Origin of the sequence: Acinetobacter sp. YH12112 (assembly GCF_013418945.1) — a bacterium.
Classification (GTDB): domain Bacteria; phylum Pseudomonadota; class Gammaproteobacteria; order Pseudomonadales; family Moraxellaceae; genus Acinetobacter; species Acinetobacter indicus.
In genome coordinates, this window is sequence record NZ_VPBA01000004.1 from 83314 (window position 1) to 100683 (window position 17370).

The 17370-nt window shown below is 44.1% G+C and carries 14 protein-coding genes and 1 tRNA gene; 8 read left to right on the forward strand and 7 right to left on the reverse strand.

Translation table 11 applies throughout. The features are described 5' to 3' along the window. Positions 1–160: 160 nt before the first annotated feature. Entirely contained in the window at positions 161–1315 is a 1155-nt protein-coding gene (locus FTU50_RS02595) for a LuxR C-terminal-related transcriptional regulator (protein WP_180046068.1), read from the forward strand. A gap of 38 nt (positions 1316–1353) precedes the next feature. Here the strand turns inward: FTU50_RS02595 and FTU50_RS02600 are convergent, their stop codons facing one another. After that, positions 1354–2532, reverse strand: coding sequence for a hypothetical protein (locus tag FTU50_RS02600; RefSeq protein WP_168381651.1), 1179 nt, complete (start codon positions 2530–2532; stop codon positions 1354–1356). 283 nt (positions 2533–2815) lie between these two features. Here FTU50_RS02600 and FTU50_RS02605 point away from each other — a divergent pair, with 283 nt between their 5' ends. From FTU50_RS02605 to FTU50_RS02615, 3 genes are all read left to right on the forward strand, one after another. Next, positions 2816–5908: a multidrug efflux RND transporter permease subunit gene (locus tag FTU50_RS02605; RefSeq protein WP_180046066.1), complete on the forward strand. Its 3093-nt coding sequence runs from the start codon at positions 2816–2818 to the stop codon at positions 5906–5908. 117 nt (positions 5909–6025) lie between these two features. After that, on the forward strand, positions 6026–7363 hold the full coding sequence (mgtE, locus tag FTU50_RS02610; protein WP_005176359.1) for a magnesium transporter: 1338 nt from the start codon (positions 6026–6028) through the stop codon (positions 7361–7363). Positions 7364–7451: 88 nt separating this feature from the next. After that, positions 7452–8045, forward strand: coding sequence for a DUF4112 domain-containing protein (locus FTU50_RS02615; RefSeq protein ID WP_180054309.1), 594 nt, complete (start codon positions 7452–7454; stop codon positions 8043–8045). A gap of 94 nt (positions 8046–8139) precedes the next feature. On the opposite strand, the gene htpX is transcribed toward FTU50_RS02615, so the two are convergent. Further along, entirely contained in the window at positions 8140–9045 is a 906-nt protein-coding gene (gene htpX / locus FTU50_RS02620; RefSeq protein ID WP_005176364.1) for a protease HtpX, read from the reverse strand. 115 nt (positions 9046–9160) lie between these two features. Continuing rightward, a complete protein-coding gene (locus tag FTU50_RS02625; protein WP_034597413.1) occupies positions 9161–10003 on the reverse strand; it encodes a lytic transglycosylase domain-containing protein in 843 nt (280 codons plus the stop codon). 509 nt (positions 10004–10512) lie between these two features. Here FTU50_RS02625 and ttcA point away from each other — a divergent pair. Beyond that, positions 10513–11436: a tRNA 2-thiocytidine(32) synthetase TtcA gene (ttcA, locus tag FTU50_RS02630; RefSeq protein ID WP_005176370.1), complete on the forward strand. Its 924-nt coding sequence runs from the start codon at positions 10513–10515 to the stop codon at positions 11434–11436. A 216-nt stretch (positions 11437–11652) separates the two neighbouring features. Beyond that, the gene (locus FTU50_RS02635; protein ID WP_016659963.1) at positions 11653–12036 is read left to right on the forward strand and encodes an SCP2 sterol-binding domain-containing protein; all 384 of its coding nucleotides are present in this window, start codon (positions 11653–11655) and stop codon (positions 12034–12036) included. A 71-nt stretch (positions 12037–12107) separates the two neighbouring features. On the opposite strand, the gene FTU50_RS02640 is transcribed toward FTU50_RS02635, so the two are convergent. Next, a complete protein-coding gene (locus FTU50_RS02640; protein WP_005176374.1) occupies positions 12108–13223 on the reverse strand; it encodes a transglycosylase SLT domain-containing protein in 1116 nt (371 codons plus the stop codon). 366 nt (positions 13224–13589) lie between these two features. Between FTU50_RS02640 and greB the strand changes: the two genes are divergently transcribed. Together greB and FTU50_RS02650 are read left to right on the forward strand one after the other, a co-directional pair. Next, positions 13590–14084, forward strand: a complete 495-nt coding sequence (gene greB, locus FTU50_RS02645) for a transcription elongation factor GreB (protein ID WP_005176376.1) — start codon at positions 13590–13592, stop codon at positions 14082–14084. A gap of 90 nt (positions 14085–14174) precedes the next feature. Next, a tRNA-Ser gene (locus FTU50_RS02650) sits at positions 14175–14264 on the forward strand. Between the two features lie 244 nt (positions 14265–14508). On the opposite strand, the gene FTU50_RS02655 is transcribed toward FTU50_RS02650, so the two are convergent. The 3 genes from FTU50_RS02655 to FTU50_RS02665 all read right to left on the reverse strand — a co-directional run bounded on the left by FTU50_RS02655 (position 14509) and on the right by FTU50_RS02665 (position 17302). Further along, a complete protein-coding gene (locus FTU50_RS02655; RefSeq protein WP_180046064.1) occupies positions 14509–15516 on the reverse strand; it encodes a hypothetical protein in 1008 nt (335 codons plus the stop codon). A 22-nt stretch (positions 15517–15538) separates the two neighbouring features. Then, on the reverse strand, positions 15539–16831 hold the full coding sequence (locus FTU50_RS02660; RefSeq protein ID WP_180046062.1) for an inovirus-type Gp2 protein: 1293 nt from the start codon (positions 16829–16831) through the stop codon (positions 15539–15541). A gap of 267 nt (positions 16832–17098) precedes the next feature. After that, complete coding sequence (locus FTU50_RS02665; protein ID WP_180046101.1) at positions 17099–17302, reverse strand: AlpA family transcriptional regulator; 204 nt, start codon at positions 17300–17302, stop codon at positions 17099–17101. Between the last annotated feature and the right edge of the window lie 68 nt (positions 17303–17370).

A 17370-nucleotide genomic window follows, 5' to 3' on the forward strand; every position in this document is an offset into this window, starting at 1 on the left:
GGGGATTTTTTTATAGGGGTAAGGATTTATAACCCTATAAAATATCTTGGGGATCTGTCGCATAAAATGTAAGAAATAGATAAGTGGTTCAAAAATAATTAAATGTATGATGATGTTTTGTATTAAATTGGTAGGGCTTAATGATTAAGCTGGGGAAGAGATGAAAGAACAAGAACACCAGATCATTGTGTTAATTTATGATGCCGCGATGGATACGCGTTTGTGGCCACAAGTGATTGAAGCCATTGTGCACTACACCAACAGTAAAACTGCGATCTTTACCGCTTTGGACCAGTTGAGTCCAAGCTATGACTTTGTGCATACCTATAATATTCCTCAAGTCTGTATTGATGCCTATCAGGATGAGCGGATTAAAGTCATTGATATGAAACTGCATGCGCCGTTATGGCAGCAAACCGCGGTAGGAGACACCATTGAGCAAAACTTACAGTCTTATGGCCAGATGCCAGGCACTGATGAATATATCTTTTATGAGCGTTGTCTGGAACCAACCGGGATTTGTCATATCGCAGCAGTCTTACTGGATCAGGGCCAGCATCGTTGGGCAGTTTTAGGCATTCACCGGGCACCAGATGCTCAGCCTTATAGTCCGGAAGAACATGAATTTCTTAGGCGAATCGGTAAGCATTTACGCCGGGCACTACAAATTCATCGGCAGCTTTGTCAGGCCAAGCAGCAGAAACTGGCTTTAGGCCATATTTTAGATCACTTAAAAACGGGCGTGCTGCTACTCGATCAGCAGTCCTGTTTAATCTATTCTAATAAAAAGGCTCAAGCAATTCTTAATCGCTCCAGCCTGATTGAGCTGGACCGTTATAATCATTTAAAAGTGGGCCGCGGCTTTCAGGCCAAACTCGATCAGCTCATTGAGGGGGCAGGTTCGGACTTAAGTCAATGGAGTAAAGAACCAGGCGGGGTGATTGAGCTGACAGCAGCTGATCAGAGTACCTTAATGCTAACGGTGATTCCTTTTAATTTAAGCCAGCTAAAAAATACTGAAGGACTACCAGAACAGGCCTATGTCGCGGTTTTTGTGACTGAAACCGGGCAGAAATATTATTTAGCCAAAGATTATTTAAAGCAGCAGTATCACTTGTCGAATCGGGAAGTTGAGTTATGTGAGGTGCTGATTAATGGTTATAAACTTGAAGAGATTGCAGAGCATTGCAAGCTGACGTTAAGCTCGGTGCGTACCTATTTTAAGAATATTTATGAAAAAACCGGGTGTACATCGCAGATTGAATTGATGCATTTATTAATGGGCTGTACCATTCATTTTGAACATATTGGTTAAAGCTGCCTAAGTCTAGCTTAGACAGCTTCTAAGAGTTTTTAGTTACTACGTTGTAGGGTGAAAGTGTCTTCGCCTTGCGGATGTAAGGTTAGACTTGTTCCTGAGATGCTATAAGTTGCATTAACTTTACTGCCATCCCAAGAGTCTTGTAATCCACCACATTCATTGGTGTCATATAAGACTTCTGTTGGTGTAAGCGTATTTGCTGTAATGGATAACTTACCATATTCAATTCCAGGCCAACCGCAATCGTCACCACCTTCTCCATCTAGGAAGAAGTAGTAATTATTGTCAAAGAAAGCAAAGAGTTGAGTTTCTGAGAACTTCCAAGTGCCGACTAAACCAGATGATTGTTTTACACGTGTCAGTTTATATGTACTATTTGCACCAGGTTCATGCAGAATTAAATAAGTGCCATCCGAGCTTAGAGTGTAGGGTTTACCATCACTAGCATGAGACAGACCTGCTGTACCATTTGTATCGTGAGTAATAGTTGGCTCAAAGCTGTTGTTTAAAGGGTTCCATAGAAGCGAGCCTAATTCAATCCCTGCTTGACTTTCAGCATCTTTTGGAGAAGCTTGTCCGAGTATATAATTACCATTCGTTAATATGTGTATCACTGCTACACTATTATTTTCATGCAATTGCCATGTGCCTGCGATATCTTTATAAAAAACTTGTTGTTGTTTAATAACGATTTCATCAGGGCTTACTAAGACTTGATCATTTAAGAGGTTAGTTTCTGAAATTTGAGTAGAGAAATTCTCAAAGGGTTGATCGAAAGTAATGCTAGGAATGTTTTTTAACTTCTCAAGTATTTCATCACTAATTTGCACTCCATCAGTATCAGGGTCTGAATCTAAAGCATCAATAAAGCTGAGTAGATTCTTTTGGGCAGTTTCATCTGTGAATAAATCTGCAGGAGAAATATTATCCTGAGCTGTAACTAGTCCACCAATTTGTACACCACTAATACTGAATTGAACTTTATCTCCAGATTGGTATTTAAAAGTTTTATTCTCTTCTGTAAGTGTGCCACTTATACCAGAACTGGTTTCATAGCTTACATTATCGACAGAACTATTTAAAAAAGTACCGTAATTCTCAGTGGTTTGATTTGATGGTGGTGGATTCTGATTGCTACCAGAATCATTGTCTGAACCGCCACATGCACTGAGTAAGCCTGCTAAAGTTAAGCATAATAAAGTTTTTTTCATCACGAATTCCTTGTTATTCAAATTGTCATGTCTGCAGTATAGAAATTAGATGAGTTTAGGTGCTATCCCAAAATTGGGAGGGTATAAGCCAAATATGTGAGGAATGATGGAGAAACAAGCATATTTTTGTGACAAAACTGCATTTTTTGATAGGTCGTCATAGAAGATCTATTTAGCTGTGGTAATTTGAGAAACCCTTTTAAGCTTTCTGATTTTGCTGATAAATTTGATGCTCTAGCAAGACTTAAATAACAACGCTGCCACCGAAAAGTGATCCTGTTTTATGCTGTCAAAATTTTTTATTGAACGTCCTATTTTTGCTGGAGTCCTGGCCATTATTGTCATGGCGTTTGGTATTTTTTCCACTTTAGGTTTGCCGGTCGAGCGTTATCCAGATATTGCACCACCCCGCATTACCGTGAGTGCCACTTATACTGGAGCTTCGGCAGAAACAGTGGAGGAGAGCGTGACCCAGGTGCTGGAGCAGCAGATTCGAGGGCTGGATCATCTGCTGTATTTTAGCTCGAGCAGTGATTCTTCGGGGCGCAGCCGTATCAGTATCAGTTTTGAAAATGGCACAGACCCAGATACCGCACAGGTGCAGGTGCAAAATGCGATTAACAGCGCCATTAACCGTTTGCCTGAAGATGTACAGCGCCAAGGCGTGAATGTGTTCAAATCTCTGGGTGATACCCATATGGTCATCGGGTTGTATGACAGCGCTGGTCACAGTTCCAATATTGAACTGTCCGATTATATGATGACCCATCTGGAACAGGATCTGGCGCGTATTGAAGGCGTGGGTGAGGTGGATGTCTTCGGTTCGCAATATGCCATGCGAATCTGGTTGAATCCTTTAAAACTGAAACAGTATGCCTTGATGCCAAGCGATATTCGGGCCGCTGTTGAAGCCCAGAATACCCAGGTGGCAGCCGGCAGTATTGGCGATTTACCCACCGCAACCGATCAGTATTTAAATGCCAAAGTCACCTCCGGTTCACGTTTAAAAACTGTCGAAGAATTTGAAAATGTAATTTTAAAGTCGGCCCAGGACGGCAGTTTTGTTTATTTAAAAGATGTGGCGCGGGTCGAGCTGGGGGCAGAAAATTATCAGTCCTTTAATACGATTAACGGCTATCCTTCAGCTGCGCTGGGCATCTCCCTGGCCTCTGGCGCCAATGCACTGGCGACCTCGGCTTTAATCCAGCAGGAAATTGATCATCTCTCCAAACAGTTGCCTGAAGGCTACAAGATAGTCTATCCACGCGATAATACGCCGTTTGTGAAGGAGTCGATGAAAGAGGTGGTAAAAACCCTCATTGAAGCGATTATTCTGGTGGTGATCGTGATGTTCCTGTTTTTACAGAACTGGCGCGCTACCTTAATTCCGACCATCACCGTACCGGTGGTGATTTTAGGTACCCTGACAGTGCTGTATGTGCTGGGCATGACCATCAATACCTTAACTCTTTTTGCATTGGTACTGGCGATTGGCCTGCTGGTCGATGATGCGATTGTGGTCGTAGAAAATGTTGAGCGTTTGATGCATGAGCAGCAGCTTTCAGCCAAACAGGCGGCAATCCAGTCGATGCAGGAAATTAGCGGGGCACTGGTCGGGATTACCTTGGTGCTGACCGCGGTGTTTATTCCGATGGCATTTTTTGGTGGCTCGACCGGGGTCATCTACCGTCAGTTTTCCATCACCCTGGTGGCCGCGATGTCCTTATCTTTGCTGGTGGCACTGATTTTAACCCCGGCCTTATGTGCCTTAATTTTAAAGCCAAAGCAGAAAACCGCCCGATGGGCCGCCTGGTTTAATCAGAAACTGGAAAATCTGAAACAGCATTATCTGCGTTCTTCAAGCTGGACCCTGCAACATCGCACCATCTCTCTGGTGATTTTTGTGGCTTTAATCGGGGTATTTGCCTTGTTCTATCGAGCCTTGCCGACCAGCTTTATTCCAAGTGAAGATCAGGGCATGCTCACGGTACAATTTAAATTGCAAGAAGGCGCGCCCCTGTCAAAAAGCCGTGAAGTTGGGGAAACGATTCGTGCCTATTTTATTGCACAGGAACAGGCCAATGTTGATCTGGTGATGATTCGCTATGGCCGTAATTTCTCAGGTACTGGTCAGAACTTGGGGCAGGGCTTTATTGCGCTGAAACACTGGGATGATCGTCCGGGCAGTGACAATGCTGCGCAGGCAATTCGTGAGCGGGCCATGCAGCATTTCCAGCGTCATCCGGATGCGCAGATTATGATTGGGATGCCGGCCTCGGTGCGCGGTTTAGGCCAGACCGATGGCCTGCAGTTTTGGCTGCGAGATTTAAATGGGCAGGGCCGTGATTATCTGGAGCAGCAATTCCAGAGCCTGCGCAGTCAGGCCGACCGTTATTCCAGCTTTGCCAATCTGGATAAAAAATCCAATCCGGAAAAAGCCGAGCTGAATGTCAATATTCATCAGAAACAGGCCATGGCCAATGGCCTGAGCCAAGGCGCGATTAACAGCACCTTGTCGGCGGCATGGGGCGGCAGTTATATCAATGACTTTATTGATCGTGGCCGGATTAAACGGGTGATTATGCAGGGTGATGCCGAGTTCCGTGCCACCCCGGAAGATTTACAGGCCTGGTCGGTGCGTAATGCCAACGGGCAGATGGTGCCATTTGGTAATTTTTCTACCCTGAGCTGGGGTGGCGGACCAGAAGTGGTGAACCGGTTTATGGGCTATACCGCACTGGAAATGGAAGCCGATACCGCAGCCGGTGCCAGCTCCGGTCAGGCCATGCAGGATATTCAGCAGCTGGTTGACCAGCAGGACGGTGTTGATCTGGCCTGGAGCGGCTTGTCCTTTGAAGAAAAGCAGTCCAGCAATCAGGCTTTATTGTTGTATCTGGTATCAATTGGTTTTATCTTCCTGTGTCTGGCAGCGCTGTATGAAAGCTGGACCATTCCAACTGCGGTGATGAGCGCGATTCCACTGGGTATTGGTGGTAATATCCTGTTCAGCTACCTGGCCGGGTTCCCGAATGATATCTATTTCCAGATTGCACTGCTGACCACCATCGGCCTGTCCTGTAAAAATGCGATTCTGATTGTCGAGTTTGCTTCGATGGCGCAGCAGCAGGGGCGCAGCGCCGTGGAAGCCGCACTGGAAGGAGCGAGTCTGCGTTTACGTCCTATTCTGATGACCTCGCTGGCCTTTGGGGCCGGGGTCATTCCGCTGGTATTTGCCTTTGGTGCCGGTGCGGTCAGCCGTCAGGAAATTGGCGTGAGTGTGCTGGGTGGAGTGATTTTCGGTACGGTTCTGGTGCTGATCTTTATTCCCTTTATGTATGTACTGGTGCGTTCGATCTTTAAACTGAAACAGGCCTGATCCGCCGGGTTTATACAGAGAAAAATGCTGCTGCTTCAGGGACACTGCGGCAGCACGCAGATGCAGTGCAAATCACTTTACATTTTAAAAAATAACCAAGAATAATGATGAGAGTTTATGCTGAATCCTTTTGAACTTCAGGCACTGGAACAGGCCATTTTGCAGCAGCATCCAGAGCGGGTACAGACCCTGATTGCGCATATGAATCCGGCCGATTTGGCGGTCTGGATTGAACAGCTGTCGCTGCAAGCGCAGGTTCGATTGATTCCCACCCTGGAGCAGGCCGCGCTGATCTTTGAGTTTTTGCCAAAAACTGTGCAGGCGCAAATTGCCGAACAGCTGGACCCAGCCGATTTGTTGCAGCTGATGAGTGCCATGCATTCAGATGACCGGACCGACCTGTTTAAAGGTTTGAGTCCGACGCTACAGCCGTGGATTCTGGCCGAGCTGGCCCCGGAAAAACGTCAGCAAATTCAGCAGCTGGCGGCTTACCCGGAAGAATCTGCCGGGGCGATCATGAGTTCGGATTTTGTGACTTTATCCCCAGAGCTGACGATCCAGCAGGCGATTGAACAGTTGCGTCAGGTGGCGGCAGACCGGGAAACCCTGTACCTGATTTATATTGTCGATGCGCTACAGCATCTGCTCGGTGTGGTGTCCTTGCGGCAGATTATTCAGGCCGCGCCAGAGGTACAGCTGCAGCATCTCATGACCACGGATCTGGTGATGGGCCAGGTCGATGAAGATCAGGAACAGATTGCCTGGAAGCTGGCGCATTATGATTTTCTGGCCTTGCCGATTGTTGATCAGGCGCAGCGTCTGGTCGGGATTGTCACCTATGATGATGCCATGGACATTGTCGAGGCCGAAACTACTGAAGATATTTTAAAATCCGGTGCGATTGAATCCTTGCCCAACCTGAGCCTGAAAAATGCACCAATTTTATCTTTATATCGCCAGCGCGTGTTCTGGCTGGTATTTCTGGTGTTTGGCAGTTTGCTGTCCGGTTTTGGGATTGCCCATTTTGAAGAGATTATTGCCGCGCATATTGTGCTGGTGTTCTTCTTGCCCTTGCTGGTCGGTAGTGGCGGGAATGCTGGGGCGCAATCGGCGACCTTAATGGTCCGTGCTTTAGCCACCGGCGATGTGCATTTTCGTGACTGGTTCTATCTGCTCGGGCGGGAAAGTCTGGTGGCGCTTTGTTTAGGTGGCACCATGGCACTGGCCGTGTCGGTACTGGGTTATGTGCGTGGCGATTTGATGGTGGCGGTGGTGTTGGCCTTAAGTATGCTGGGCATTGTGCTGATGGGCTGTCTGGTTGGCATGAGCCTGCCGTTTATTCTCAATAAGCTGAAACTGGACCCGGCCAGTGCGTCGGCACCTCTGGTGACCTCAATTTGCGATGCCAGCGGGGTGGTGGTTTATCTGTTTATTGCCTCACAGCTGTTGTTTTAGCCTGTATTTACAAAGCAGTAAAACGTTTGAGCAGCGCGCTCGAGTATAGTAAAAACATGACATAAATAGATAAAAATCAGGTTGATTCATGACAGAGCTGCACAGCACCAAACCCAAACTTTCCCGGCAAGAGGTGATTCGCCTGGAGCGTGATCTGGCCAAGTTTGCCAATATGATGGATTCGGTGGTGCGGATTCCGTTTACCAAACAGGGCGTGGGCGCTGATGCGGCTTTAAGTACCATTCCGGTGGCCGGCGATCTGGCCGGTTTTGTGTTGACCTGTTATGCAATTTATAAAGCCAAACAGGTCGGCGTGCCACATGCCAAACTGAATCCGGTCATGAAGCTGGCGGTTATGGATGCGGTGGTGGGCTTTATTCCGATTGCCGGGACGATTTTTGATATTTTTATTCGCCCTAGCCGTAAGGCGCTGGATATTGTGCATGATCATATCCGGCAGGAATATGATATCCAGAGTGACCATCATGTGGTGCATCCTTTCTTGCATGAAAAACTGGAGCAGAAGCAGCAATATTCGGCATTCTGGCGTAATCCTGTGGTGGCCTGGCTGTGGATTCATCTTCCTGATTTATTAGGCCTGTTGTTCCTGATCATTCTGGTGGTGGCGACCTTGGCCGGGCTGCAATGGGTCTGGCAGTGGATGCAGGGTTTAAATCTTTAAGTAAGCTGTCATCATTCCAACCAGTATCTATCACACATAAAAACAAAAGCCTCCATATGGAGGCTTTTGTCTATTTAACGGTTGGGCATTATTATTAAGGCAGGTTTAACTGCTGTAATGCCGCCACACGCTGTTCAATGGTCGGGTGGGTCTGGAATAACGCTGCCAGACTAAACCCTTGTTCCTGACCGGCAGAAATCGCGAAGGCTTTCATTTCTTTTGGCATTGCATCTGGCATTTCAGATTCGGCCTGTAAGCGTAACAGGGCAGAAATCATGGCCTGTTTGCCAGCCAGACGGGCACCCGCTTCATCGGCGCGGTATTCACGTTGACGCGAGAACCACATCACAATGGCCGAAGCCAGAATACCAAACACGATATCCAGCACAATGGTAATCACGAAGTAGGCAATGCCTGGCGCTTCGCCATCTTCACGGCCAAATACGTTACGATCAATGAAATCACCGGCAACACGGGCAAAGAACATCACGAAGGCGTTGACCACACCCTGGATTAACGCCAGCGTAACCATGTCGCCATTGGCCACGTGACCAATTTCGTGCGCCAGTACGGCACGTAATTCATCTTTGTTCATACGCTCCAGCAGACCGGTTGAAACCGCCACCAAAGCATCATTCTTGTTCCAGCCGGTTGCAAAGGCATTCGACTGATAAGAAGGGAAGATACCCACTTCTGGCATTTTAATGCCAGCACGTTGCGACAATTGTGCAACTTCATTTAATAACCACGCTTCAGCCTGGTTACGTGGGGCATTCGGGTCAATCAGCTCTGTACCGGTGGTTTTTTTCGCCATCCATTTAGACATGAACAGGGAAATTAAAGAACCGACCATACCGAAGACAAAACAGATGACCAACAGGTTGCCTAGATTTAAGCCACCCGCGCCATGGTAACTACCGACACCGAAGAGTGACAAAATAATGCCAGCTACAACCAGTACCGCGAGGTTGGTTAGCAAGAACAAACCAATCCGCATCATTGAGTAAATCCTCTTAAAATGAAAATGTAATCTGATTCATAAATCATGCAAGTAAATATGCGGTGAATGTATTAAAAATTCAAGAAAAAATCGTGAAAATCAACAAAAAATCATCTTAGTCCGAAATGGTGATTCGGGCTGCAGCAGAGGCATGTGCCGTGGCATAGGAGCGGACCGGTGCATCGGTAAAGCTGCCATCTGCGGCAACAATAATTTCACGCGATGGGCGTGCAGGCTGGGCTGCAGTTAAATGCGAACCAGAAGAAAGCGTATTGGATTGGGCCAGTAACGGTCCCTGATCGCTACTGCTGACACCACCGGCATACAGATTGTGATAACGGCTGGTCACGCGGCGCACATAGTCCTGAGTTTCACGGAAGGGCGGAATGCCACCGTATTTGGCGACATTGCCTTCACCGGCATTATAACCGGCCAATGCTAAGGATGTATTACCGTTAAAACGTTTTAGTAACCAGGCCAGATATTTGGCCCCGGCCATAATATTTTCATAAGGATCGTAGGCATTAGAAACCTGAAAACGTTTGGCAGTGGCCGGCATCAGCTGCATTAAGCCTTGGGCCCCGACCGGAGAGCGAGCATTGACATTAAAGCCGGACTCGGTGTGCATGACGGCTTTAATCAGCCCAGACGAAATACCGTGGCGCTGCGCGGCCTGCTGGATAATATGGTCAAAGGCATTTTTATTGCGGCTATAGCTTGGTAAGACCGATGCTTCAGAGCTGCCCCAGTTGCTATAACGATGAATATTGCTGTCGGGATAATACGTCACTTTGACTTTTTTCAGGGACTGGTCTGAACTTTTACGATTGGTCAGCAGGGTAGAGCCATTATTGTCTTTATAGACATAAATCTGTCCGGCATGACTGTGCGATGCAACCGCAAGCAGCGTCACACATCCCCAAAAAGCCAGTTGTTTAAAATGTAATCTTTTATACATTATCGTATTCATTATGGTAACGAAGTTCATACTGTCCCCAAACAGGTGGTTTGAGTTTAACAAAAAAAACATTGATGAAAAGAGTCTTTACATTTATTTCCCCGTTTACTTTGTAAAAATCAAGCCCTGTTTGCTGACAGAACAATCAAAAAAAATATTTATTTTTTTTTATTCTGGTCTGCTTGACACACTTAAACCATTGATTTTAATTATAAATAAAATTGATTAAAAAATGATCAATTTAAATAGAAGCCTTCAATTGCAGGCAAGTGACCTTGTCAAGTTGTTTTAAATCCACAAAGTTATCCACAGCTTTTGTGGAAAACTGTGGAAAAGTCCAAAAGATAAGCATCTTGCTTAAAAGATGAACGCAAACGTTCAAATTAGCATAAAAATAAAGACAGCGAGATGACAAAAAATGACAAGCAGGAAATTACATTCTTTTGATGCGTGCCGGGACTGAATCGGCTAAAATTGCGCGGTATTTTTTTTATGGGTAAATCTCGTCTATGTTCTCGCCAGTTGAGTCCGATCAAGGATTTAATTTTAAACCAGAACTGCCAACCAGCTCTGCGTATTACCGTTTGCTGAAAAAGCTGCGTCGCCAGGTGGGTCATGCCATTCGTGATTACAAGATGATCGAAGACGGTGACAAGGTCATGGTGTGTATTTCGGGTGGTAAAGACAGTTATACCTTACTGGATATTCTGTTGCAGTTTAAACGTATTGCCCCGATTCATTTTGATGTGGTGGCGGTGAATCTGGACCAGAAACAGCCGGGCTTCCCTGAAGATGTGCTGCCGCGTTATCTGGAAGAAAATAATATCCCGTATTATATTCTGGAAAAAGATACCTACAGTATTACCAAGCGTCTGACCCCGGAAGGCAAAACCTACTGTGCAGTGTGTTCGCGTCTGCGTCGTGGTTCACTGTACGGCTTTGCCCAGGAAATTGGGGCAACCAAGGTGGCACTGGGGCATCATCGTGATGATATTCTGGCGACTTTCTTCCTGAACCTGTTCCATGGCGGCAGCTTAAAGGCGATGCCACCGAAGCTGTTATCTTCCGACAAGAAGAATATGCTGATTCGTCCACTGGCTTATGTGGAAGAAAAAGACATCATCAAATACGCGCAAATGCGCCAGTTCCCGATTATTCCATGTAACCTGTGTGGTTCGCAGGAAAATCTGCAACGTGCGATTATCAATGACATGCTGCGTGAATGGGACAATGCCCATCCAAAACGTCTGCACAGTATTTTTGGTGCATTGCAAAATGTATCACCATCGCAACTGGCAGACCGCGAGCTGTTTGACTTTGAAGCACTCGATAGCGAGCGCGAGTTTGACTTTAAAGGCAGTTATTCGCACGAGAATGAAGATGGTCAGTCCAACCGCATCAACATGGTCAATTTAGGCTATGCAGCTGACTAAATAGTCAAAAAAAGCATTGAACTTCAGTTCAGTGCTTTTTTTATATATTTGAATTATTTCAATATTGTATTAAAAATATAAAATTTGAACGCATCGTACAAAAAATCTTAGCCATCTTTTATAATTACATGCTATAACAGGTCACAAGCATCATTGCTTCACAAAAATGTTGTCTGGACAGGCGACACAAATGAACAAATAAATTGAGGAATAATCATGCCTGCTTTTTTATCTGATGATTGGTTTGCAACCGTAGAGAACCTGACGGCTCAAGCTGGTGACTTAAATTTACCACCTGCGCTTGCGAATCTTGCAATTAATTTGGTTGTTACGGATGCTTCAGGCAATACAGAATTAGCTTTAGACGGTGGCAAAATCCAGAAAGGATTGTCTGCAAATGCAAAAACAACCCTGAATATGGATGCTGAGACCTTACGTAAAGTGTTCTTGGAGTTTGATATGGCTGCAGCCATGCAAGCCTTCATGACCGGTAAAATCAAAGTACAAGGCGATATGTCTCAATTAATGGCATTGCAAACTGCAAAACCAAGCCAAGAGCAAAAAGACCTGTTCAAAAACGTTTTGGCGCAAACCACCTGATTGTGACCCGACACAAAAAAGCTTACCCGAAGGTAAGCTTTTTTTTGCCTTGAAGATCAACGGTGAAGCATTTAAATATTCACCAGCTGCGGCGTGGTCTTGATGTGTTCCAGATAGGCACGGATACGGGTCACGTATTGTAAGGCCTGACGATAACGTCCGTTCTTGGCTTTATTGCCGTCTAAGTAAGCATACAGGTTGACCCAGTTGTTCGGGTTTTTACCGGTGGCCTGAATACGCTTCTGAATCTGGCTCACGGCACCCGGACCCATGTTATAGGCCACCAGTGCATACCAGTTACGGTCTGGAAACGGAATATGCTTATAACGGTTCAGCATCAGGTTGTAATACTTGGCACCGCCCTGAATGCTCTGGGTTGGATCGGTACGGTTACTGACGCCCATAGCTTTGGCTGTGCTGTTGGTCAGCATCATCAAACCACGAACACCGGTTGGTGAAACAGAGTTCGGCTTTAAGTACGATTCCTGATAACCAATGGCCGCCAGTAAATGCCAGTCCAGATCATACTGCTGCGCAGTGCGCTGGAAGCTGGCCTTATATAAAGGCATGCGATTGCTTAAGTCACGCTGGATAGTATTCCAGGATTCCTGCTTAACCACATTCTGGTTATAGAACGAGGCCAGCTGGTTGATGGCACCGCTTTGTTTGCCACGGCAGACAAAGGCACTGGCGGTCTGGCTCAGCGGATCATCGGCATGTTTAAATACCCAGTTTAAATTGCTGTTTAGGCCATTTTTCTGCAAGGTGTTTAAATCGCCACAGGTGGCCGAAAAACCGGTCAGATGCTTGTTTTCAATGCTCTGAATACTGGCAGTGGTCATGGCAAAGTTGGCTTTACCTGACGCCACCCATTGCAACGCTGTCGCATTGTCCGGTACGGTTTTAAACTCGAGTTTGACATTCAGGCTATGCGCATAGTTGCGCACCAGGTCATAACCAAAGCCATGCAGATGCTGACTGTTCTGAAACACGGTGGTCGGATTCGAAACAGAAACCACGGTCAATTTATTGTGATTGACCACGCGATCAAACTGATACGCTGCTTTACTTGCATTAATACTATGAAACGGAATTAACGCACTGCTTAATACTAAGACTTTTAAAGGGAGAGAGTTGAAAAAAGAGTGAAGGCCAAGCCTCGACCCAGAAGTTGAACTACTGTGCATGTTGTCTCCGCTACAAGTAATTTATGCCCTACAAAGCAGGAGGCAAAAGGCCTCAGACTTTTTCAAGTTTGATAAATTCAATAAGAGGGTGGGCACTCATGACGTCATTCAAAATGACATGGGATGAAAGATAAAAAATGTGGCTACGCCACACAGGTTAAAAAATGATCATAATTAAAAGATGTGCGCATAATAAAGACCAAAATTTGAGTTGTCAAATTTTGTCCATAAAAAAATATAAAACTGTTTCATAAGTAAATGATTCTATTTAGGAAAAATATTTTATAAACTTTAAAAGTGGAGTAATTGGGGAGAAGGCAGCAGTTTTTGGTAAGCTACAGGCATATTTTTCTGCTGTTAAAGGCCATGAAATCGAGCTTAATTACCCGTGGTGGACATGACAAACTGGTCGCGGAACTTCAGCATTTGTGGCATGAAGAACGCCCTGAAATTACCAAAAAAGTGAACTGGGCGGCCAGTCTCGGCGATCGTTCGGAGAACGCCGATTACCAATATAACAAGCAGCTGCTGCGCAAGATTGACCGTCGGGTACGTTACCTCGGCAAGCGGCTGGAAGAGCTGCGAATTATTGATTTTTCACCTGAACAGGAGGGCAAGGTCTATTTTGGCGCTTGGGTCGATATTGAAAATGATGATGGCGAGCAGAAAACCCTAAGAATTGTCGGGGTTGATGAAATTTATGATCATCATCCACAACATATTTCAATTGACTCGCCAATGGCGCGCGCCTTGCTGGGCAAAAGTGTGGATGATGAAGCAGTAGTGCAGACGCCATCAGGTGCAAAACACTGGTATATTGTCGACATTCGCTATGAAAAGTTTGAAAATTCAGCAAATTAAATGATTTTGATTTTATTTTGTACAGTCGGTTGCGAAAACCTGGAAAAATATTTGCCAAGTTAAAATTTTCTTTATATGATAGCCGCCATTGGAAGCGTGGCAGAGTGGTTTAATGCACCGGTCTTGAAAACCGACGAGGGTGTGAGTCCTCCGTGAGTTCGAATCTCACCGCTTCCGCCAAATATCTAAATAAGCCCTTGTTTTTACAAGGGCTTATTTTTTGTCTGTAGTTTTACCCCTCAACCTACCCCTCATAAAATTTTGGATGTGACAAGCAAAAACAGGACGATTCAGGATAAGATAGGAAATGAGTATAAAAAACGTTAATAATTTTAAACTCATTTATAGCTTTGAAAAGATATTTTTAATATATAAAAAAGGGTTCACGAATGAACCCTTAGGCCGAAATAAAAAAGACTATAGGTTAAACATTGCCTGTGTATTCTTTCCACACATAAGTAATACCATTGCCCTTATAACGATAAAAACGAAGTGGCTCATGTACTCGTTCGATGAGTTGTGACCATGCTTTTTGAACTAGTCCTTGTCCATCGTAACAATGAAGGTGCTTCGGTTCTGGAAGAATACCTTGAAGCTGATAATCTGAGCAGGTTAGTTCCCACTGTTCTTTTAGCAACGGCAAATAATCAATTTTATCGCCGAGGATGTAAATGAATGCTTGTGCTGTTAGCTTATGATCCAGTCCTTTAATGATGCGCCAGTGAATATCAAAAAGCCTGCCTCTTAGCTCTGGTGCTGTATGTAGCCACTGAAAGTATTTTTTCAATACTTTTGCTGAATCTTTCTCGGCTTCCTCCTGGGTTTGGTAATGAGGAGGATCAATTTGAGAAATAAAAGGCAATTCTAAGAAAATACAATTGGCTTGCTCTTGTGTTTGCATAACACGTCTAAAGAAAGCTTTTTGTTCATTGCGAAGTTTTTGTATTTCTGCTTCATATTTATTCGTCTGAAGTTTTGCCTTGGCTGTATATAATTCAGCACGTAAACGCTGGAATAAACTTTCCCAAATATGATTAGGGACTTGATGTACTGATCTCATCAGTTGTGAGTTTTCAACAGCAAATTTATGGAAAACCCTTAAATAAGGATTTGTTTCAAAGCCATCAAAAAGATCGATAAAATAGGAAAACGGTGATATCTGCTGGAGAGCAAAATAGCACAAAGAGTTCATAAAAGGATGTGGATAAGCTGCAGTTGGTTTAGGAAAAACCCTAATTCTGTCATGTTCTAACTGTTTAAGAAAATCAATTAATCCAAATGCTCTTCTCCCAAAGCCTTCATCGGCATATGTCCATCGTGTTATTACATTCTCAGATAGTAAATCCACATGGTTGTTTGGATAAACATTTGACACAGCATGAGTTGACTGCAAGCATTGAGGTTGAGGACGGTGTAAGGGTAATTGCTTCATAGTAAGAATCTCAGTAATAAGGTTAAATAGATTTGTAGTATTGAGTTAGATTAGGACGACCCATACCTTTCTTAATATGGGGTAATAAGCCTGTATTGAGCGTTTTAACGCGCGCTAAGCTGCTATGTAAGACATATTGTTCGAACTTGGCAAAGTAGCGAATCACCTTTGCAATATTGTCGTATTTGGTCTGATCATCACGGTCAATGATGCCTATAGCATCGTATTTGTACTTCTTACGATTCTTACTGGTATTACAATTAAAATAGCTGTGTTTACCGCCAATTTGACTGTCCCACAACTCACCAATCATTCGACCTAAACTAATGTCTTCTCGATGTTTACGACCACAGAAAAAGAAAAAACAATGAATATGTAAAGCCTGATCTACGCCATATTCCATTTTTGAAACATAGCCTTTTAAATGCAGGGATTTACTGCGACGCAGTTTCTGTAAAATCGTATGGAAATGCTTTACGATTTGTTGAGGAGTAAAATGTTTTTTATCTGCAGGTAGATAGAGATCAACCCGAACACCCAATAAACGTGAATAAAGGCCACGTAACTTATCAATGTATTTCTGAACCTTTTTTTCACCCCTTTTCGCTACTTTGCGACGGTCATTCACACGCTGTAGATATTCAGGCGAATGTAACTGTTCAAAAAGCACTTTAATAAAGCGATTTAAGATTACTGCTAAAGAAACCTTATGTCCTGTCAGTCTACCATTTGCATCTACCTCATTAAGTTCCTCATATGGATGCTCAATTAAGTCATAAATAAAGTCTAGATATGGTTTTAAGGCCTTATCTAACGCAGCCATAACAGCCTCAAGCTGTTCACACTTTATATTCACCCATACAGCTGTTCGCTTGGAATTAAGTAAGAATGAACGAAGCAATTGCTTTATTCTGGGGTGAGTCAATTCCCAATGTTTTCGATTGAAAAGGGAAATATCCTCTTTATTTTTTGGCTGATACAGACTGTATAGGGAGGTAGCCTTTTGCTTAATTATTTCATCACATAAACTAATAGCGATGGTGCATGCAGCTACATTAGGGTCTATTAGGTGGTTAAGGAATTGATTGAGAGTCTGAGGACTAGGTAACTCATCGTGCTTGCTATCACTTTCTGAGTTTAAGAGATCTTCTAGTTCAAATTGCTCATTTAATTCATCGTCATACCCAGATAGGACTTCTTCAGACTCATTTAATAGGTCTGTTTCAATTTGAACTGATAAACTTGGTATTGGGTCAAAAGAATCTTTAACCTCAGTTTCTTTGATCTTAGGATAATGAATGTTATTATCGTTCATAGATATAACTCCAATCGGTAATAAAATACTGATTGTTGCCATCTAACCTATAGTATGAGCAGAGACTAAGTAAGATAAATAATCTTTATTTATAAAATATATAAATATTAATAAGATACAAATATATTGATCTAATTATAATCTTATAGAAGCCACCCATCAGAATTAGAGACAACAACTGTCTACAAGGGGACTTGGAATCCAGCCCCTTTCGGTAAAGTCGATAGATTTGTGGTTTACCTGACTGAAAAGATAAGCACTTAGAGCCTATGCTTTCTTGGAGAGCAGCCAGTGGTTAATTTCATGTTGAAGCCAGCCTACTGCGGCTGTTCCAAGACGCACGGGTTTGGGGAAGGTAGGATCATGCCTTGGGGATCGTTGGTTAAGCTTTTCATATATCGTGCTGCGAGATAATCCGCATGTTTCAATGACTTTTGGTAAACGAATGATTTGTATCGTTTGATTCTTCATATTATCCATGATCGAACTCCATAGGATGAGTTGGTTTTGGTTCGATTAAATTGTGATTCATGGTGAAT